Below are 20,383 nucleotides of genomic sequence, written 5' to 3'. Positions count from 1 at the left end.
CTATTGAATATCGGGTGTTTGCATCGCGTCTAGTAAGCGACGCGCTGCCACAGAAGGTGCGATCGTGCCCTCATTCACAGCGGCACTGAGTTCGGGTAATAACTGCTGTACTCCAGGATGGTTCTTAAAATTACTTTTGAGAGCGCTATCGATGCGCTCCCACATCCAAGCAGTGGCTTGCTGACGACGACGCTTTTGTAGATGGCCATTCTTCGATTCGAGGGACTGAAAGCGAGTGATCTCATCCCATAACTGCGCCACACCTTGATTAAGGAGTGCACTCATTTGCATCACCACGGGATGCCATTGCTCAGCATCATGAGCGGCGTGGTCTGGATTCCCCTGAAATCCCATTAAGCGCAAGGAGCTGGTAATAAATGCTTGGGCTCGGGTGGCTGCATCCGGATCTAGATCCGCTTTATTAATCACGATGAGATCCGCGATCTCCATCACACCCTTTTTAATGGCTTGCAGATCATCACCGGCATTGGGGAGTTGCAACAACATAAAGAGATCGGTCATCCCAGCCACCGCAATCTCGCTTTGCCCTACCCCAACGGTCTCCACGATCACGACATCATGTCCCACGGCTTCGGCTAAGAGCATCACCTCTCGGGTGCGCTCGGCAACACCACCCAAGGTTCCAGAGGATGGACTTGGGCGAATGAAGGCATTCTCATTGACTGACAGCAGTTCCATGCGGGTCTTATCACCCAAGATCGATCCACCAGACAAGCTTGAGGATGGATCAATTGCCAGGACAGCAACCCGATGGCCTTTGGAAATTAAATAAAGACCTAAGTTCTCAATTAAAGTGGATTTACCAACCCCGGGCACTCCTGAGATTCCGAGACGAAAGGATCGCCCCGTGTGCGGCAAGATGGTGTTGAGTAATTGATCGGCGCGCGCGCGATGATCAAGGCGCGTTGACTCTAATAAAGTAATGGCTTTGGCTAATGCCCGACGTTGCTCCGCACAGGGCTTGCCGAGCAAGGCTGCCACTAACTGCTCATTGCTTGGAGCTTTCGACATTGTGAGGGCTTAGCGCAGGTTGTTCCGAATTTGCTCGAGCACATCTTTTGCAGAGGCGGGGATCGGCGTACCAGGTCCGTAGATGCCCTTCACGCCTGCCTCATACAAAAACTCGTAATCCTGTCGCGGAATGACGCCACCCACAAACACAATGATGTCGTCGGCACCTTGCTTTTTGAGTTCCGCCACAATCGCAGGAACCAAAGTTTTGTGCCCAGCGGCTAAGGTAGAGATCCCCAAAGCATGCACATCGTTTTCAATGGCTTGGCGCGCACACTCCTCCGGTGTCTGGAATAAAGGTCCCATATCCACATCAAAGCCCAGATCAGCATAGGCGGTAGCAACCACTTTGGCGCCGCGATCGTGTCCATCCTGACCAAGTTTTGCGATCATGACACGCGGACGACGTCCGTACTCTTTGGCAAACTCAGCGATCTCGACTTTGAGTTTTTCCCAACCTTCGGCTGAATCATATGCAGCTGCGTACACTCCGGTCACCTTTTGTGTATCGGCACGGTGGCGCCCATAAACTTTCTCCAAAGCATCCGACACCTCGCCCACCGTTGCGCGTAAACGAATTGCTTTGACCGCTAAATCTAATAAATTACCTGTATTGTTCTCGGCTGCTGTTGTCAGATCCGCCAAGGCTTGATTCACCTGCGCTTGATTGCGTTTAGCCTTGATGTCCTTTAAGCGAGCGATTTGATTATTACGAACCATATCGTTATCGATGACCAAGACATCCACCAAACTCTCTTCTTCCAATTTGTATTTATTAACCCCTACGATCACATCTGACCCGGAGTCGATCTTGGCTTGCTTTTGTGCAGCGGCCGCCTCAATTTTTAACTTGGCCCAACCACTCTCAACAGCCTTGGTCATGCCACCCATCTGATCCACTTCCAGAATAATTTCCCAGGCAGCATCGGCCATCTCTTGAGTTAATTTCTCCATCATGAACGATCCCGCCCAAGGATCAACTACGCTCGTGATATGGGTCTCTTCTTGCAAAATTAATTGGGTGTTGCGGGCAATTCGGGAGGACATCTCTGAAGGCAAGGCAATTGCTTCATCAAATGAATTGGTGTGCAGTGATTGCGTTCCGCCAAAGACCGCGGCCATGGCCTCAATCGTGGTGCGCACCACATTGTTATAGGGATCTTGCTCGGTCAGCGACCAGCCAGAGGTTTGGCAATGGGTACGCAACATCGATGACTTGGGATTCTTGGGATTGAACTCTTTCATAATGCGCCACCACAAGATGCGAGCAGCGCGCAGTTTGGCAACTTCCAGATAGAAGTTCATACCGATCGCAAAGAAGAAGGACAGACGGCCGGCAAACTCATCCACATCAAGACCTTTGGCCAAGGCAGTTTTGACGTACTCCTTGCCATCGGCCAGTGTAAATGCGAGCTCTAGGGCTTGATTTGCTCCAGCCTCTTGCATGTGATAGCCCGAGATCGAGATCGAGTTGAACTTGGGCATATTCTTTGCGGTGTACTCAATGATGTCACCGACAATGCGCATCGAGGGTCCGGGTGGGTAGATATAGGTATTGCGCACCATGAACTCTTTGAGAATGTCGTTCTGAATCGTGCCACTCAGTTGCTCTTGCTTCACGCCCTGCTCTTCACCGGCCACGATATAACCTGCCAAGACTGGTAGTACGGCACCATTCATGGTCATCGAGACCGAGATTTTGTCCAAGGGGATGCCATCAAAGAGGATCTTCATATCCTCCACCGAATCAATCGCGACCCCTGCTTTGCCCACATCACCGACCACCCGTGGGTGATCCGAGTCATAGCCCCGATGCGTGGCTAGATCAAAGGCCACTGAGACCCCTTGACCACCCCCTTCGAGGGCTTTGCGGTAGAAACGATTGGACTCTTCGGCCGTTGAGAATCCGGCGTATTGACGAATGGTCCAAGGGCGCACCGCATACATCGTCGCTTGTGGTCCGCGCAGATAGGGCTCAAACCCAGGGAGTGAGTTCACATAAGGCAACCCCTGAAGATCATTTTGGGTGTAGAGGGCTTTTAGATGGATGCCGTCGGGGGTATCCCACCCTAAAGCATCCGGCTTGCCATTGGGCGCCGATTTACTGGCTGCTTTTTGCCATTGCTCAAGGGATTGATCGGCTGCAGCTGGCCATTGCCCGCTGGGTTGTGATGCGTTCTTGGTCATAAGCGCCCCATGTGTGCATGAATGTGCATTGATATTTTTATCATTTTGCTTGACTTTTATAGTTTTGTCCATAGAATTGGATACATAATTATGAATTCATAAATGTATTTTAATTAATTAAAATCATTAATAAACAATGACTTACAGAAATAATGAGTAAATTACTTTCAACTCGCCCGCTCTATGAAGAGGTTGCAGATCAACTGCGTAGCCGTATTTTTGCGCATGAACTAGCCCCCGGTGCTTGGATCGATGAACAAAGCCTTGCCAAGGAATTTGGGATTAGCCGCACCCCCATGCGCGAGGCCATTAAGGTGTTGGCGGCTGAGGGCCTCATCACCATGAAACTACGCCGCGGCGCTTATGTCACCGAAGTCAATCGTGGCGATCTGGAGCAAATCTTTACGGTTCTCTCCTTACTGGAAGGTGAAGCTGCCAAAGAGGCTGCCACGAAGGCAAAAGAAAGTGATCTCAATGCCTTGGATGATTTGCACTTGCGTCTTGAGAAAGCAGCCGCTGATCGCAACCTCGATTTATTCTTCGAGATCAATGTTCGCTTTCATGAGCGCATCATCGCGATTGCGGCCAATCCCTGGATGAGCAGCGTGATTGACGATCTTCGTAAGGTTCTAAAACTGCAACGCAAGGACTCGTTATCGCGCTCGGGGCGCTTACAACAATCTTTGAGTGAACACCGCGAAATCCTAAAAGCCCTGCTTAAGCGCGATTCGGTTGCTGCTGAACAAGCGATGCGCACGCACCTGGCCCATGGCTTAGAGGCCGCCAAATAAAAAGCCTCCAGTTTTAAGAGGAGGCTTTTGGGATTGCGCGGCAATCTATTTTTTGACGATCAGATCACCAGGAATTGATGCAATATAGGCAGCCATATCTTTTAGATCTTTATCGCTAAATTGCTTCACTTGCGATTGCATGATGGCATTATTGCGGCCCACCAGAGAATTGCCATCCACTTGGTAGGACTTCAGTGCGTAATACAAATAGTCTTGGTATTGACCCGCAATTTTCGGATAAGCGGGAGCCACTGGGGCTTTGAGGCCAGCGCCATGGCAGGCAGCACAATTGTTCTTTTCAACCAGTTCTTTACCCTTGGCAACATTACCAGCGTGAGCAAACCCAATGGAGGCACTTAACAAGGAGAGGATCAGAGCGGATTTCATCATGTTCTCGATTCCAATTACTTTAAGGGGTTACGGGGAGAGGTTGGCGTTTGAGTCGAGTAGTAGGCAGCTAAGTCAGCCATATCTTGATCGTTCAGACTTCCCGCAATCGCTCGCATGGTTGGATGCTTGCGCTCACCCGATTTATACGCTTTGAGAGAGGCAATAATGTAGTCAGCATTCTGGCCACCAATCTTGGGAACGCGATAAACCTGGGGCCAGTCAGCCCGGTAATCATTAATGGCATGACAGCCTGCGCAAAGCCAGACTTTGGCCTCTCCTGCTTTTGCAGAACCTTTAACGTCTTGGGCTTGGGCAGTGATTGAAAACAGACCGGCGAATACTGCAGCGCCGAGCGAAGTAACGATGGCTTTGTTCATATGCGTGATCGTGTTGCAAAATGGTTAATATTTTGTAGGCTGAAGTATAGCGGACAGCGAATATTGTCAGTTATTTTTGTCATCTACCTATACTAGGGGCTTGTTCGGTGATTTCGTGTTTAACCCCGTTGCTTGAAGGAGTTTCATGAGCGTAATTTCCCAAAAACTGAATGACCTAGGAATTACCCTAGTAAGTCCTGGGGCACCCGCGGCCGCCTACGTCATGGCAGTGACCACCGGTGATCAGGTATTTTTATCAGGCCATATTGCCAAACGCGATGGCAAGCCATGGGTTGGTAAATTGGGGCTAGACATGGATACTGCTACCGGTCAGTTAGCCGCTCGGAGTATCGCGATTGATTTACTCTCAACCCTCAATGCCCACCTCGGCTCACTTGATCGCGTACGTCGAGTGGTCAAAGTCATGGGCCTCGTGAACTCCACCCCCGAGTTTACCGAGCAACATTTGGTCATGAATGGCTGCTCTGAACTCCTCGTCGAGGTATTTGGTGAAATTGGTAAGCATGCTCGCAGCGCCTTTGGGGTTGCGCAAATCCCCTTGGGGGCTTGTGTCGAAATTGAAATGATCGTTGAGATCTAAGTTAGCAAATCGGTGCTGTGGCCCTGCCCATCAATCAGCAGACTGCGCACGCTTTTGTCTGGAAATAGTCGTCGCACGGCCTGACAGTAGCCCTCAAGCTGCAGTTGATATTGAGAATAAAGAGGATCGGTTTTCTCAGGGATGCTGAGTTTGTAATCCAAGACAACAAGCTCGTTTTCAAACTCTACTAAGCGGTCAATCCGCAAGCACCGTTCCTCACTTACGACATCAAGCTCATTCCAAGCATTGCGATAGACCGCCGGGTCAAAGAATGGGAGCAACTCGGAACTGTTAAAAACGGTTCTCACTCGTTCAATGGTGCGATTTGCATCTTCGGCATTGATACCAAGTCGACTCGCTAGGGATTTCTCGTCTGGCAAGGTCTCAGCCGCTCGGTACTGTTGAGGCGTGGTTCGCTCTAGTACCCAATGAAACCAATCACCCTCTTGCATGCGCCGTTGCTCATCGATACTGTGCGTCTTGGTTCTGTGAGATAAGCTTGGTTCACCCTGCCAGGTCAAGACCAAATCAGGGTATTCAAATCGTTCATCGCTGTGTGATGGTTGGGGCTGACTTGTATGACGCTGGTCGATGTGTGCCTCATCAAGATCAGTGAATACTGGGACTTGACCTTCGCAAGCGCGCTCATACCAGCTGTCGGGCACCAAACCACCCTGCTGGCGATTGCGGGTACTTTCCACCCCACTTAACCAAAGTCCCTGCTTGGCACGGGTGAGTGCCACATAGAAAAGGTTCCAGTTCTCATGCAAGGCAATACCTTTCTCTTGCGCAAGTAAATCTTCACGCGCCTTGGATAAGCTGAGCTTGGTGAACATTGACAAATGATCTGGTGCTTGCTGATCGGGATCCCAATCAAGTAATACGCCGCGTCCTGGGTTGGTGATCGCTGTATGGTTGCAATCCAGAATAATTACAAATGGAGCCTCAAGTCCCTTCGCCCCATGAATGGTCATTAAGCGAATGCGCTGTTGACGGTGTGAAAGTGAGTAAGTATTTAGATCAAAATCCCCATCCGCTAGATCATCGCTCTCATCCTCTAAGGGAACCTCACCGCGCATCTCACCTTCATCCGGTGTCTCATCTTGATCGCCACGCCGCATTTGTTTGAGTTGTGTAATAAATCGTCCCAAGCTGGGGTAGCGGCCACCATCTAAATTTAAGGCAAGCTCCAGAAAAGCATCCAAATTAGCTAAGACCTGATCTCGGTCGCGCGCTTGGCATACGCTCGCGTATTTGCAACGAATATCGCCCGAGAAATACACGTGATCAAGCAGATCGTGCACTGGCAAGTGTTTGGCTAACTCCGTCCACTCCATGAGTTGCTTAGCAATCCCCAAAAAGGTCTCGGCATAGGGATGATCATCAGCATGCATTAGTGCTTCCCACCAATTGCGATAGCCACGATTACTTTGCACCAACTCTGAGAGCGTTTGCATCTGCGCCTCAGTGAGGCCATATAAAGGACTGCGCAAGACCTGCGCAAGAGCAAGATCATGATTGGGGTTACTCAGAATCGTGAGTAAAGCAATCAGGTCATCAACTTCCAGTGTTTCGAGTAAGCCGCCTAAGCGCGGACTCTCAAATAGCAAATTGGCATGCCGCAATGCTTCCTCATACTCGGGCAGGTATTGACGGCGCTTGACGAGCACTAAGAAATCACCCAGGCGCGCTGGTCGCCAGATTTTATGACGCTGCTGATGATTGCTTGGGTCAATCATTTCATCGAGCACCAAACGAGTTCGTAGTACCTCGTGGATTAATTGCGCTAGACGCTGTCCTTCCAACAAACGTTGCTGTTTGGCGCCAGTATCGCGGGTATCGGTGAATGGCATGACCAAGGCGTTCTCGCGGGCAATGGCCTGTGGCTCATCGATGATCGAGATTAATGGCAGACGATAAGCCTCGCCTTTGGCGAATTTTGAATGGCCTGGTATGTCGGGAGCGGTCCAGAGAGTTGCCTGTACCTGAAATGGATAGTTACTGGGGACTCGGCTGGTCGTAAAGATGCGGTTAACCGCCGCCACAATCTCAGGCGCATTCCGCCTTGTGGTGTTTTGTTGTTCAAGGTGAGCCTGATCGTGCGCTTGCAAAAAGCGGGTTGCTGCTCCAAATAGACGGGGGTCGGCACGACGAAAGCGATAAATAGATTGCTTGGGGTCACCCACAATAAATACCTTGGGCTTATCCTGATCATCGCCATAGGCTGCAAGCCAAGCTCGCAGAATTTGCCACTGCAAAGGATTGGTATCCTGAAACTCGTCAATCAGAATATGTCGATAACGTGCATCCAAACGTGCTTGCCAATACGCCGCAACACGAGGATCCGAAATCAGTTGCGCCACACCAAGTTCTAGATCATCAAAGTCACGCACGCGCATGCGTTCTTTACTACGCTCGATATGTTCGAGCATGGCCGCACCGATACTAAACCAGGCTTGATTAAGCGCAAGCGCCTCCTGCTGAGCCTGCCACTCAATGAATTGCTCACATGCGATTGCCCAAGCTTGCCGAGTCGCAATGAATCGATTGGTATCTTGATTCTGCGCCTCTAAATACGATTGAATCGCTTTCGAAGCACTGTCATTGTCCTTGCGATAGCTTGGGAGTTCATCACGCGTCATAAACACGGGGATCAATAAGCGTATCGCGGTATCAAATTGTTTTTCCTTTAAGGCTTCAAGCGCTGCGCCTAATTCTGCGAGACCCTGCTGATCACGCACGCCGCCATGAGACAACACCTCATACAACATAGAGAGTTCATGGGGCGCTGCACTCTCTTCTAGTTTGATGAGTAAGGGATTAGGTTGAGAAAGCGCGTTACAGCATCTGCGTAAGGCCTCGGTTACGGGTTCACCACGGGCCTCGCAGGCTTTCTTGAAAAATACCCAGGCGCCCTTTTGCTGCACTAGGCCATTGGCCCCCAATAAAAACTGATGGGCTTGTGCTGAACCCAGTTGCTCAAGCAAATACTCATAGGCAGACAGGACATCGGGGGGGATCGATGCCCACCAATCCTCTAAGCACTCCTGTTGCAGCCGTTTGGCGTCCTCGCGCAAGGTAAATCCAGATTGAGCTCCCATTGAGACCGGCGCCCCAGCAAGTAAGCGTCCGAACCAGCCATGAAAGGTGTCAATCGAAACGGTATGCGGATTCGATAACAGGCGATCATAGAGCGTACGTGCAGACTGAAGATGCACTTGTGCTGCTTCGGGATCGAGTCCTCGCTCTACCAGGGCATGCATCAGCTCGGCATCACTCATCGTGGTCCAGGATTGCAAGAGTTGATAGAGGCGTTCACGCATCTCTTGCGCAGCCTTACGTGTGAAGGTCAGAGCCAAGATAGATCGGGGTGACTCACCGGTAAGCAATATGCGGACTAGACGTGCGACTAGTAACCATGTTTTCCCGCTACCGGCGCAAGCGGACACCACCACCGAGCGCTGCGGGTCACAGACGATTGCGATATTAAGAGCTTGCATGCTACTCACCACATCCCTTTACGGCAAATACCCCGGGCATCGCAATAAAGACAAGTACTCTCGGGTGCAAAGGCCTGCATGGCGTCTCCAGACCACACGCTCCTTAAATCATTTTGCAACTGCGCATCAAGCTGTTGCATCGCGAGCGGTATCTCTGAAATCCCAACGGAGCGTTGGTTTGCACCTTTTTTCTTGAGGTTCATTTTTAGAGAAACCCAATCCAATTGCTCGATCGGACCTTGTGTGGATAGCGCTTTGGCATATAGCAGTAACTGGGGGTCATCCATCAGTTGCGTGCCACGCTCCAACACCTTCTCGCGGCTCTGGTGCTTATAGTCCAGGATCGCGAGTGATGATGTATTGGGCTTAACATCAATCCGGTCAGCGTAGCCCTCAATCTGAATTTGATGGAATTGCCCATGCTTGTCCAAGAAATTGAACTCAAAGCCAAGTTTGCGTTCGGCATCATGAAAACGCCAACCCTGTGACTCCCGTTCCAGTTGCCATTCCACAAAACTGGGAATTTGTTTTTGCCAATCCCGCAAATGCCCTAAGACCCGCTGATCACCCTCCAGTAAGCGACTAAAACCTTGCTCAGAAGCGCGCATCAGGCGCGTGATCATCCAATCTTTACGGAACTGCAAATCATCGTTGATCTGGGCGTCGCGAGCCTCGGTACTTTTGAGTTCCTGGAAAAAATTGCGCAGTATTTGATGCAAGGTTTGACCAATCACCGATGCATCGAGCTCGTCATCAAGATCCTTGCGTTTACGAAGACCTAAGAGACTACGCACATAGTACTGATACGGGCAAGCCCGCAGTGCCCGATACGCACTCGGGCTCATGCGCGTTGGCATGGGTAGTCCATCGAGTCGATTTGCCTGCGCCATGGTCATCGGTGTTCCTACAGCGGATCGTGCAAAGCGACTAGATTCACGGGTTGCAAGTTGCGGAAGATCTTCTTGTAAGCGTACGATCCAAGGGGATGCGCGCAAGGGCTCACCACTAGCACCCTCGGTTAGCCATAACAGATCAATATAGGAATATGAGGCAAAGAGTTGTGAGAGATCCCGCGCCTGTTGACGATATTGCCGAGCAATATCGGTACCACCGAGAGTCTGACTTAGACTCTCCGAGAAAAATAGTGGGGTCTCGCCATAACTTGGCAGTTGGCGTTCATCGCAACCAACCATCACCACGGCATCAAAGCGGCGCAATCGAGTTGCACTGAGTGGCAAGATGGTCACGCGTGCCGATGCATCACTGCCCTGCTCGCGGTACACCTCTTCTTCCATTCGGGTCTTTAAAAAGATAATCCATTCGGCCAGGGGCATTCGTAGCGTTGGAAGCTGAGCTTGCTCTAAGCCCAGTTTGTCGAGCATGGCAAGTAACTGTAAGCCAGCAGCATCATCCTCAAATTGCTGACGCATTCCAAAGTAGGACAAATCATCTCGCAGTTGTGCAAGGGCTCTCGCAGACGGCAGATTTTGCATCTTGGGGTTCTGCCAAATACTTACCCGCTCTCGAATGGACTGTAATAGGTGATGTAAGCGTGGGTCAAACTCGGAGCTTGCTCCCGCTTCGATTGCTAAATAGAAACTAACCCACGAAGCTCTCGCCTGCTTGAGCAACAACATGCTCTCGAGTTCACTAATGAGTAATCCGATTTCCTCAGGCGTAGCGTTCAGCAAGCCACTGAGATTGAGAAATGGGTTTTTGAGGAACTCCAGTAAGGTGATCGCGCTCGGCCCTTGAGGTGGACAACGCAATAACTCAAGCCAAGCATGAAGCGCTGCGGCTGCGCGCGTGGTCGAGAGTTTCCAACCTGTTTCGTCGTCGATGGATAAACCAGGACCAAGACGTGCCAGCAAAGCGCGGGTGCGGCGTGCCAATAGTCGGTCTTGTGCCACGAGAGCAATTTGAGTACGTCCTGCCTGTAAATGGCCCTCAATACAATGCGTTGCCTCCCACGCAAGGTCCTCAAAGCGTTTTGCGCTTTGGCAGGTAATGTGTTTTTGATTGAGCGCTGACCGATTGATTTGCAGTTGCCCGTCGAGCGATGCATCAAACTCCATGGTCTCGGGCCATAGGCCAACCTCAGTCCAATCCATCACAAATCGGTGCACCGGGATGAACGCTTCACAATGATCAAGAAACACCTGATGCGCGCGGGCTTGCGCATCATTCTCTTCGATGGTCTCAATCCAAATCAAGGGTCGACGTGTCTTTGGGTTGATTTGCCATTGCTGCAGATGGGATACCAGTGCGAGATGCTGGGTGATGACGGGATCACGCACGGAGCTGAGATAACGCCAGAATGCCAAAAGAACTGCGGACTCTTTGCTTACAAGCTCTTGGGCTAGTTGTGGATAGGCGTCTGCTATTGCTTGGCTTAGCTTGATTTGTACCTGCTCAATCCCGTGTTCGAGCTCCAAATGATCGATGCTCCAGGCCAATTGCGGAACGACGCTTTGCGATAGCAGATCACAGGCACTAACAATGGCATTGGCCAAGCTCCAAGCGCCCCCCTCTCCTTCGGCAGTAAACCACTCGCGCAGATTGGGATGGGTCTCAATCGAGGCATAGGTTTGCAAGACTCGTTCCGTGTTCGACTGTGGCTGTGGTAGGCGCAATCCATCTGGAGTCAGCGCAAGCCAATCAGCCAAACTATGTACCTCGGGTAATAGCATGGTGTTTGAGGGACGACTGCTCTCCAACGCCAAGCGCAAACTGAGATTGGGTCCAGCTGTGGGCAAAATGACCAGGGGGCGCGCATCGCTTGCCGCTGCAATTGCCCAGATTTGCTTCGCGATTTGCGCTAACGCATCTTGGTTCGGAGTGATCGAATACGTTTGCATAACAACGGGTTCACTTAGGGGCAGGAGCAAGTTTTGGCATGAATCGTGGCTTATTGATAATATAGGGTTTGGAATGACCGTTTGCTGAGTTATTCCATCCATTTAAACCATAAGGAATTTTCATGAGTGCCGGCATTAAACAAGTAAGTGATGCATCGTTTGAACAGGATGTTCTCAAGTCTGATAAACCCGTTCTCCTCGACTTTTGGGCCGAGTGGTGCGGTCCTTGCAAGATGATTGGGCCCATTTTGGAAGAGCTCTCGACTGAATACGGTGATCGCATCCAAATTGCCAAGATGAACGTGGACGAGAACCAAGGCGTTCCAGCCCAGTTCAATATTCGGGGAATCCCGACACTCATTTTGTTTAAAAATGGCACGGTCGCAGCTCAAAAAGTCGGTGCTCTCGCCAAGTCGCAACTCACGGCATTCATTGATAGCAATCTGTAATTGAAGTGGTTTTAGTATGGCTGGGGTCAGGCTCACAATTCGAGCTAGACCCTTTCCGTCTTTGAGGAGTGGCAAAAATTACGTGTTTTGCCATTTTTTAGTGTAGTATCTAGTTTCAATAAAGGTCTCTTTAAGGCCATCCCCAAATTTAATCCCATTTCAAACGACTAATTCACCGTAACGCTTTTTTCCGTTGATCGTTTTTCTCGCCTGATCGGCACCCTCCACTTTTATCTTATTTTTTTTCTTTTCTAGTTTTATCCTAAGCACACATCATGCAATTAACTGAACTCAAAGTACTCCACGTCTCTCAACTCCTCGAAATGGCAGCAAGCCTCGAGATTGAAAATACCCAACGGATGCGCAAACAAGAGCTGATGTTTGCCATTCTGAAGAAGCGGGCTAAGGCCGGCGAACAAGTTTTTGGCGATGGCGTCTTAGAAGTATTACCCGATGGCTTTGGATTCTTGCGCTCCCCCGAGTCGTCTTATATGGCGTCTCCCGATGATATTTATATCTCCCCTGCACAGATCCGTCGTTTTAACTTACACACGGGTGACAGTATCGAGGGTGAAGTGCGCACCCCCAAAGAGGGTGAGCGTTACTTTGCTTTGGTGAAGGTCGACAAGATCAATGGCATGGCGCCTGAGGATCTCAAAAATCGCATCATGTTTGAGAACCTCACACCGCTTCACCCCAATCGCAATATCGCTCTTGAGCGCGATATCAAGGCCGAAGAGAATCTCACCGGTCGCATTATCGATATGATCTCGCCGATTGGTTTTGGTCAGCGTGGCCTGATCGTGGCATCTCCCAAGTCTGGTAAGACCGTGATGATGCAGCATGTGGCTCATGCGATCTCTCAAAATTATCCCGATGCGATCTTGATTGTTCTCTTGGTCGATGAGCGTCCTGAGGAAGTGACTGAGATGCAGCGCTCCGTCCGCGGCGAAGTAGTTGCTTCCACCTTTGATGAGCCAGCCGTTCGTCACGTTCAGGTTGCTGAAATGGTGATCGAGAAAGCCAAGCGTCTGGTGGAAATGAAAAAAGATGTGATTATTTTGTTGGACTCAATTACTCGTTTAGCGCGTGCGTACAACACGGTAGTTCCCTCCTCAGGCAAAGTGCTCTCCGGTGGTGTCGACGCCAATGCCTTGCAACGTCCTAAGCGTTTCTTTGGTGCTGCTCGTAATATCGAAGAAGGTGGCTCGCTCACCATTTTGGCAACTGCGCTGATTGAAACCGGTAGTCGCATGGACGATTTGATCTATGAAGAGTTCAAGGGCACTGGCAATATGGAGGTCCATTTAGAGCGTCGCTTAGCCGAGCGCCGTGTTTACCCCGCCATTAACCTCAATAAATCAGGCACCCGTCGTGAGGAGCTCCTCGTCAAGCCAGAAAACCTCCAGAAAATCTGGGTCTTACGTAAGCTTCTGGCCGATATGGATGAGATTGAGGCTATGAACTTCATTGTCGACAAGCTCAAGTCCACCAAGAATAATGCCGAGTTCTTTGAGTTGATGCGCCGAGGCGGCTAGCCATTGGAGCTTAAGCGTTGATTTTGTGGCATAATCTCGCTTTTGCTGTATTAAACCCTGGGCAAGTATTGTGGGATCACGCGTGACGCACAACGGCTACCCGTTCCAAGGATATTGATTATGAAACAAGGCATTCACCCTGATTACCGCGAAGTTGTTTTTTTAGATGTTTCCAACAACTTCAGCTTCAAAACCCGCTCCACCATCATCACCAAAGAGACGATTAAGTGGGAAGACGGTCAAGAGTATCCATTAGCAAAGATTGAGACCTCCTCGGAGTCGCATCCTTTCTTTACAGGTACCCAGAAGATTATTGACACTGCTGGTCGTGTTGAGAAGTTCCGTCAGAAGTTTGGTGGCAAAGCGGCTGCCAAGGCAACCGGTGATGGCGCTGCCAAGACCGCTGAGAAGCGTGCTGCTGCCGCTGAGGCGAAAAAAGCAGAGCCTGCTGCAAAGAAAGTGGCCAGCAAGAAAGCGAAGTAATCACCTTAGGTGGTTTGTGTTACCGAAGGCAGCAGACGCTGCCTTTGTTATTTCTGGGAATGTGGATCAAGATAGTATTCAGGGATACGATGAACTAGTATGGTCAAACTGACTGCCGCTGCCACAGCATCCATTCCTCGGATTGTGATCTTTGCACTCACAATCGTCTACGGCTTGGCCGGGCTTTTTGGTCGTGATCCCTGGAAAAACGAAGACTCGATTGGGTTTGGTGTGATGTGGCATCTGCATACCAGCTCTTGGCAGGATTGGCTAATCCCCTCTCTCGCTGGACGTGAGCAATCGATGGGGGCACCACTACCCTACTGGCTGGGTGCGAGCTTGATGGATTTGTTTGGCTCATGGATTGGTGATAGCAATGCGGCACGTCTTTACTCAGCACTGTGCTTCTTCGTGACCGCAATTGCCATTTGGTATGCGTGTTATCTCTTAGGGCGTCGTAAAGAAGTACAACCCATGAGTTTTGCGCTGGGTGGCCAACCCAATACCCGCGACTACGGGATGACCTTAGCCGATGGGGCGCTCCTCATTTTCTTGGCATGTGTGGGCCTGGCCCAGCGAACTCACGAGACCACGCCGATGATGGCGCAACTCATGGGTTTATCAATTGTGATGTATGGCACTATCCGTGGCCTTGATAAACCTTGGCAAGGTGGCGCATGGACTGGCCTCGGATTAGTCATTTTGGGTCTCTCAAGTAACTGGGCTTTAACTACATTGATTGCGATAGCAACCGCACTGGCTGTTTTCTTCTGTCAGGTAAAACTACGATTTCGGTGGACACTGAGTTCGCTGGTCATTGCGATTGTGGGGATTGGTATTTGGCCACTCTTATGGCAAGTCTTTGCCGTTTCTCCAGCAGTACAAGAAGTGGCACTCCAGGCTTGGGCACAAACACCGCCCATGCATCGCTACATTGCATGGAACTCCTTACAGTTTATGGGAGTCAACTTTTGGGCATACGCATGGCCGGTCTGGCCGCTGGCCTTAGTCGCCCTCGTGCACTGGGTGCGACATGAGGATGCTGGCGCGTGGCGCGCGCCCCATTTATGCATTCCCTTAGGTTTGTTACTCGCTGGACTTATCTATGTGCTATTTCGGGTGGAAGCGAATGAGCATGATTTAATCATCCTCATTCCACCAATGGCCATCTTGGCTGCCTTTAGCCTTCCCATTTTGCGACGTAGTGTCATTAGTTTTATTGACTGGTTTGCAATGCTGAGCTTTACGATTATTGCAATCGCCATTTGGCTGATTTGGCTTGCTAAGACCACGGGCTTTCCGGCAAGCACTGCTGATAATGTGGCACGTTATATTCCTGGTTTTGAGGTTCAATTTAGTTGGGTCACCCTCCTCATTGCACTTGGCATTACCGGTCTTTGGCTGTGGGTGGTGCAGTGGCGCACCTCACGTGCTCCCAAGGTGATTTGGCGCTGCTTGATTATCTCGGCATCTGGTACGACCCTCATGTGGGTGCTGCTCATGACTCTATGGTTACCCACCATCAACTACGCCAAGACCTATCGTTTTGTTGCTGAGCGGCTAGTACAGGCTGCGCCAGCCAATGCTACTTGTATCGATACAAGTAATTTAGGAGCGGCACAATTAGCATCATTCAGTTACTTCACTCGCTTACCCTTGGCCGACAATCCTGCCTGCCCTTATGTACTAACCCACAATGCCAGCACGGCAACGGCATTCTCCGCACTGCATGACAAGAAGCTCAAACTGCTTTGGGAAGACCGACGTGCTGCTGATCGCGATGAGCGTTTGCGCTTATACGAAGTAATCCCCGAGTAAGACCACGCATGACATTTTTTCGGGTCTCGCGCTTACGAGACGATGTTCCTGAACTCCTGAAATTAGCCGGTCCACTATTGGTGGGCCAGTTAGCGGTGATTGCCTTTGGTGTGTTAGACACCGCCATGACGGCGCGCTACTCCTCTGAGGATCTTGCAGCTCTGGCCATGGCCTCAGCGATCTACATCAGTATTTATGTTGGACTCACAGGGGTGATTGCCGCCCTAACCCCAATTGCGGGGCAATTATTTGGTGCAAAACGGTTTGGTGAGATTGGTGAAGAGGTTCGTCAAGCGGGTTGGCTTGCTGTAGGCTTAACCGTGGTCGGCACATTAATCCTTTTGAATGCCGATCTTTTACTTGGGATCTCACAGGTTGAGCAGGATCTCGAGAGTAAAGCACGCCTCTACCTAGAGATCTTGGCCCTTGGTTTACCAGCCAGCATGGGCATGCGGGTTTTGATGTCCTTTCATAATGCAGTTTCTAGGCCAGGGATTATTACGATTGTGCAATTGGTGGGCTTGGGTCTCAAGTTTCCGCTCAATGCCTTGTTTATTTATGGTGGCTTTGGTGTTGCTGCGATGGGTGGCCCCGGTTGCGCAGTTGCTACGGTGATCATTAACTGGCTGTGGTTTTTTGCGACCCTCATTATTGTGCTCTCGGGTCGGTTTTATAAGCCGTTTCATCTCTTTGCGCAATTTAGTTGGCCCGATTGGCATCGGATCTGGACGCTTTTACGCTTAGGTGCGCCAATTGGTCTAAGTTACTTTATTGAGGTGACCTCGTTTACCTTTATGTCCTTGTTCATTGCGCGCTTTGGCACCACCACGCTTGCAGGTCATCAAATCGTTGCTAATCTCGGTACGGTCATTTATATGGTGCCACTAGCACTGTCAATTGCAACCATGACCCTGGTCTCGCAGTCCATTGGCGCAGGTCGTCAGCAACGCGCCGAGGAGATTGGTTGGTCGTCGGTGATCTTCACCAGTAGCCTATGCATTGTGATTGGATTGTTTGTATGGGTATTTCGGTTCCAGTTACTTGATCTCTATGACCCGACACCGGATGTCAAATTATTAGCTGCGCCGCTCTTCTTATTTATTTGCTTCTATCAATTAGTTGACTCGGTACAAGTGGTTGCGGCATTTATCTTGCGCGCGTATCGCATCTCGTTTTTGCCCATGTTGGTTTATGCAGGATCACTGTGGTGCGTGGGCCTTGGAGGCGGCTACCTATTGGGCTTCAATGTGCTGGGCAATACACCCCAGATTTTGCAGGGGGTCAATGGATTTTGGATTGCCAACAGCGTGAGCCTAGCGATTGCGGCGGCACTACTACTATTGATTTTTAGAAAGACTGCGGCGTATTATAAAAAGACCAACCCGCCGGTGACGGTCTAAGCTTATTTTGTTTTGACCAATAGCATGCCCAGCTCTTTATAGAGTTTGAGGGCTTTCTCAGTTGGAACTAATTTCTTCACGCGCGCATCCTTGGTGCAGGATTTGTTCTCAATTAGTTTCTTTTCAATTAGAGATTTGAGGGCGGCATGCGATGTTGCTGGTGAAGCAATCGACTTCATTTGAATCACATCCGACACAGTGAGCTTATGCCCTTCATGAAAGGCGCTGGTGATCATGCGCAAGATAATGCACTCGCGGTGAGTGACCTTGTACTTGGCATGTATTTTGTCCCGACTACTTGCGAACTCAAAGTAATTGGCTAAGACGTCCATATTCTTGTCCCCACAAGTAATCGTTGTAATGGAAGACTTTCTTTATTTCCCAAGGTAAGTTTAATCGCTTTTGGTCTAATTACTAGATAGATTCCACCCCCCCCCGAGATTAGTTGTCAAGAGGTGAAAATCCGTATTCACCAATATGTATATATTTTCTATAAACTTATGAGTTTTATAAATTTATATGCTTGATAAATTATTTCCTCTCTCCGAACACTTTTCGATTAAAGCGATCGATCATCAAAGCAAATTAGTCATTGTTGAAGATAAGGAACTGGGCTTAGAGCTTTCGTTGAGTTGGGGTAGTAAAGAGTTAAAGAGTGCCGAGATAGTGGGTCAATATGAGTTGCGCTTTCTTTATCAAGATGGAAGCGAGCGCATTGTCCAGATTCTTAGTTGAGCAATCTTATTACTACTGAATCTTTTTAAACTCACCAATCGGTTTAAAACCGGGTACTTGATTGCCCTTGGTATACATGCACTGTTGGTACGCGGTGTTGTATTGGGTTTGGGCCTGCGATTCTTTACTGGCAGCGCCCATGGCCCCGACTGCAGCGCCACCAACCATACCAATGGCTGCACCAGTTCCAACATTCGTACTGCTTCCGCCTTGGTACAGGGCTCCGGCTGCAGCACCAATGGCGGCACCCGTGGCCGCACTAATGGCCCCCTCCTTTAGGGCTGCGGTATTGCCTTCTTTGACGGACTGAGATGCGAAGGCTCTGCACTCCTCATCATCCTTTTTAAATTCTTCAAAGGATTTTCCTTCGCGCGGCATGATGGTGATCGTGGGACCAGTGGGTGCGGATACACAAGCAGTGAGTACTGCGATACCAATACTGCTAATAACAATTGTTTTGAAGGCCTGAAGTCGCATGGAGTGCTCCGGTTGATCTTTCTATGTATTTAACGCTTCTGGAGTGGGTTTGGCAGACATCATTCTGCCTTTGCTCCAGATTGCTGGACAATTTTGCGCCATTTATTGGATTCGAGTTGGATATAACGGGCTAAATCCTCGGGGCTGCCAGGATTAGGCTCGAGTCCACCGTTCATCAGCTTGGCTCTGACCTCTGGCTTCGATAGGGTTTGCTGGGTCAATTGATTCAACCGCATCTGAATATCGCGAGGCAACTTGGCTGGGCCCATCAGAGAGAACCAGGATATCGCTTCAAACCCTTTGAGTCCTTGCTCGGCGAGGGTTGGGATCTCTGGGGCTGATGGGGAACGCTTAATTGTGGTGACTCCCAGCGCAACCACTTCATTGGCTTTAATTAAGGGTAATGCAGACGCTAAATTATCAAAGAGCATGGAGATTCGGCCGCTTACAAGGTCGGGCAGGGATTGCGCTCTGCCCTTATATGGAATGTGCCGAATCTGCACGCCCGCCATCTCTTTAAAGAGCTCTCCTGACATATGAATCGATGTACCCGTTCCCGATGATCCAAACGTCAGTTCATTCGGTTTTGCTTTGGCTAGAGCAATTAGGTCCTTGAGTGACTGCACGCCAAGTTGCTTACTCACAATTAGTACGTTTGGGGTGCTTGCCAAGAAAGTAATTGGGGTGAAATCAGCAACGGGATCGTAAGAGAGTTTTTCATAAAGGGCGCCATTAATCGCATGAATCCCTACGGTACCAATGAGCAAGGTATAGCCGTCGGGCGCACTCTTAGCTACCTGATCGGCTCCAATATTACCGCCGTGTCCAGGACGGTTTTCGACAACGATTGCTACGTTCAAGGTTTTTTGCCAATCCTCTGCCAGAACGCGTGCCAAGGTATCGGGTGCACCGCCTGGAGGAAAACTCACCACGATACGAATGGTATCGCGTGGCCAGATGCGTTCCGCCTGCGCTGCAGAACATAGCCCAAATACAAGTGCGCCGATGATAAAGAGTCGTTTCAAAGCAACTTACTTCGTGAGCCACTGGCGCAGCTGCGTAATACCGTCATAGTGCAATGGGTTGTCTGCGCAAGCACCTAAACCGCAAATGGATAAGGTCGAGATTACATTACCCACTAATAAAAGGATGAACCACAAACAGATAAACTGCGCAAACCAATGGCGGCTGCGGGTGCCACGATCCGGAATGATTAACAGAATTGCAATACTAATCATCAAGGAGACAAATCCAACAAAGGCCCAGGTGTAAAAATGCAGACGAAAGAAGGTGTCGCCATAACCCAGATCATCAGGGGCAACATGCAGAAGTATTTGGCGCAGGGAGACTGACAACCCCAAGATCGCAAACAGAATGGCAAATCCGTAATGCGCAGGCTGCGCACCTGAACGGATATTGAGCAAGAACATCAGTCCAATTAAGATAAAGCCCATGCGCTGCAGAATGCATAGTGGGCATGGCAGATCATGATTGATGAATTGATCCAAAAATGCCAGAGTAAGTACCAAATTAATGACCCCTAAGAGAACAATGTTCCCCAGGCCACTAAGCGATGGTAAGGTTAGCTTACTCATAGGCTAATATTGAGTTTGTCGGAGGCATGATGCAAGAACCATGCGACCGTGATCACAGCGCTAGCGAATGCAAACAGCAATCCAAGTACGCGCTTCTCAAACCAAATGAAGATGGCGGCTAGTAATGCAATCACAAAAGGTAAAAACATATA

The 20,383-nt window shown here is 49.9% G+C and carries 19 protein-coding genes; 8 read left to right on the top strand and 11 right to left on the bottom strand.

What is annotated here, in order from left to right; genetic code table 11:
• Window positions 1-1,032: a methylmalonyl Co-A mutase-associated GTPase MeaB gene (gene meaB / locus QUE60_RS04140; RefSeq protein WP_286227376.1), complete on the bottom strand. Its 1,032-nt coding sequence runs from the start codon at window positions 1,030-1,032 to the stop codon at window positions 1-3.
• Between the two features lie 9 nt (window positions 1,033-1,041).
• Window positions 1,042-3,219: a methylmalonyl-CoA mutase gene (gene scpA / locus QUE60_RS04135; protein ID WP_286227375.1), complete on the bottom strand. Its 2,178-nt coding sequence runs from the start codon at window positions 3,217-3,219 to the stop codon at window positions 1,042-1,044.
• Between the two features lie 152 nt (window positions 3,220-3,371).
• Between scpA and QUE60_RS04130 the strand changes: the two genes are divergently transcribed.
• Window positions 3,372-4,010, top strand: a complete 639-nt coding sequence (locus QUE60_RS04130; RefSeq protein WP_286227374.1) for a GntR family transcriptional regulator — start codon at window positions 3,372-3,374, stop codon at window positions 4,008-4,010.
• Window positions 4,011-4,055: 45 nt separating this feature from the next.
• Here the strand turns inward: QUE60_RS04130 and QUE60_RS04125 are convergent, their stop codons facing one another.
• Window positions 4,056-4,397: a c-type cytochrome gene (locus tag QUE60_RS04125; protein ID WP_286224726.1), complete on the bottom strand. Its 342-nt coding sequence runs from the start codon at window positions 4,395-4,397 to the stop codon at window positions 4,056-4,058.
• Between the two features lie 17 nt (window positions 4,398-4,414).
• Window positions 4,415-4,777 carry a c-type cytochrome gene (locus QUE60_RS04120; RefSeq protein WP_286224620.1) on the bottom strand — a complete coding sequence of 121 codons (363 nt, stop codon included), beginning with the start codon at window positions 4,775-4,777 and terminating at the stop codon, window positions 4,415-4,417.
• 145 nt (window positions 4,778-4,922) lie between these two features.
• Between QUE60_RS04120 and QUE60_RS04115 the strand changes: the two genes are divergently transcribed.
• The gene (locus QUE60_RS04115) at window positions 4,923-5,378 is read left to right on the top strand and encodes a RidA family protein (protein WP_286224619.1); all 456 of its coding nucleotides are present in this window, start codon (window positions 4,923-4,925) and stop codon (window positions 5,376-5,378) included.
• Here QUE60_RS04115 and QUE60_RS04110 read toward each other — a convergent pair.
• A complete protein-coding gene (locus tag QUE60_RS04110; protein WP_286227373.1) occupies window positions 5,375-8,878 on the bottom strand; it encodes a UvrD-helicase domain-containing protein in 3,504 nt (1,167 codons plus the stop codon). The two genes, QUE60_RS04115 and QUE60_RS04110, sit on opposite strands and share 4 nt — an antisense overlap.
• Window positions 8,879-8,883: 5 nt before the next feature.
• Complete coding sequence (locus tag QUE60_RS04105) at window positions 8,884-11,736, bottom strand: PD-(D/E)XK nuclease family protein (RefSeq protein WP_286227372.1); 2,853 nt, start codon at window positions 11,734-11,736, stop codon at window positions 8,884-8,886.
• Between the two features lie 122 nt (window positions 11,737-11,858).
• Between QUE60_RS04105 and trxA the strand changes: the two genes are divergently transcribed.
• The 5 genes from trxA (at window position 11,859) to QUE60_RS04080 (ending at window position 17,424) form a co-directional block, all read left to right on the top strand.
• Window positions 11,859-12,185, top strand: coding sequence for a thioredoxin TrxA (trxA, locus tag QUE60_RS04100; RefSeq protein ID WP_286224617.1), 327 nt, complete (start codon window positions 11,859-11,861; stop codon window positions 12,183-12,185).
• A gap of 275 nt (window positions 12,186-12,460) precedes the next feature.
• Window positions 12,461-13,723 (top strand): transcription termination factor Rho, encoded by a 1,263-nt coding sequence (rho, locus tag QUE60_RS04095; RefSeq protein ID WP_108508340.1) that lies wholly within the window; start codon window positions 12,461-12,463, stop codon window positions 13,721-13,723.
• Window positions 13,724-13,843: 120 nt separating this feature from the next.
• Window positions 13,844-14,206: a type B 50S ribosomal protein L31 gene (locus tag QUE60_RS04090; RefSeq protein ID WP_286224616.1), complete on the top strand. Its 363-nt coding sequence runs from the start codon at window positions 13,844-13,846 to the stop codon at window positions 14,204-14,206.
• A gap of 99 nt (window positions 14,207-14,305) precedes the next feature.
• Entirely contained in the window at window positions 14,306-16,024 is a 1,719-nt protein-coding gene (locus tag QUE60_RS04085; RefSeq protein ID WP_286227371.1) for an ArnT family glycosyltransferase, read from the top strand.
• Between the two features lie 8 nt (window positions 16,025-16,032).
• A complete protein-coding gene (locus tag QUE60_RS04080) occupies window positions 16,033-17,424 on the top strand; it encodes an MATE family efflux transporter (RefSeq protein ID WP_286227370.1) in 1,392 nt (463 codons plus the stop codon).
• A 2-nt stretch (window positions 17,425-17,426) separates the two neighbouring features.
• On the opposite strand, the gene QUE60_RS04075 is transcribed toward QUE60_RS04080, so the two are convergent.
• Window positions 17,427-17,756 (bottom strand): winged helix DNA-binding protein, encoded by a 330-nt coding sequence (locus QUE60_RS04075; RefSeq protein ID WP_286227369.1) that lies wholly within the window; start codon window positions 17,754-17,756, stop codon window positions 17,427-17,429.
• A gap of 187 nt (window positions 17,757-17,943) precedes the next feature.
• Between QUE60_RS04075 and QUE60_RS04070 the strand changes: the two genes are divergently transcribed.
• Window positions 17,944-18,159: a hypothetical protein gene (locus tag QUE60_RS04070; protein ID WP_286227368.1), complete on the top strand. Its 216-nt coding sequence runs from the start codon at window positions 17,944-17,946 to the stop codon at window positions 18,157-18,159.
• A 12-nt stretch (window positions 18,160-18,171) separates the two neighbouring features.
• Here the strand turns inward: QUE60_RS04070 and QUE60_RS04065 are convergent, their stop codons facing one another.
• From QUE60_RS04065 to QUE60_RS04050, 4 genes are read right to left on the bottom strand one after another with little or no spacing between them, the layout of a single operon-like run.
• Window positions 18,172-18,636, bottom strand: a complete 465-nt coding sequence (locus tag QUE60_RS04065; RefSeq protein WP_286224611.1) for a glycine zipper family protein — start codon at window positions 18,634-18,636, stop codon at window positions 18,172-18,174.
• A 59-nt stretch (window positions 18,637-18,695) separates the two neighbouring features.
• Window positions 18,696-19,661 (bottom strand): Bug family tripartite tricarboxylate transporter substrate binding protein, encoded by a 966-nt coding sequence (locus QUE60_RS04060; protein ID WP_286227367.1) that lies wholly within the window; start codon window positions 19,659-19,661, stop codon window positions 18,696-18,698.
• 6 nt (window positions 19,662-19,667) lie between these two features.
• A complete protein-coding gene (locus QUE60_RS04055; protein ID WP_286227366.1) occupies window positions 19,668-20,231 on the bottom strand; it encodes a disulfide bond formation protein B in 564 nt (187 codons plus the stop codon).
• A complete protein-coding gene (locus QUE60_RS04050) occupies window positions 20,228-20,380 on the bottom strand; it encodes a DUF5993 family protein (RefSeq protein ID WP_286226057.1) in 153 nt (50 codons plus the stop codon). Before QUE60_RS04050 ends, QUE60_RS04055 begins: the two co-directional genes overlap by 4 nt.
• Between the last annotated feature and the right edge of the window lie 3 nt (window positions 20,381-20,383).

The organism is Polynucleobacter sp. HIN11, from assembly GCF_030297675.1.
Lineage (GTDB): Bacteria > Pseudomonadota > Gammaproteobacteria > Burkholderiales > Burkholderiaceae > Polynucleobacter.
This window is presented reverse-complemented; position numbering and strand designations above follow the sequence as displayed.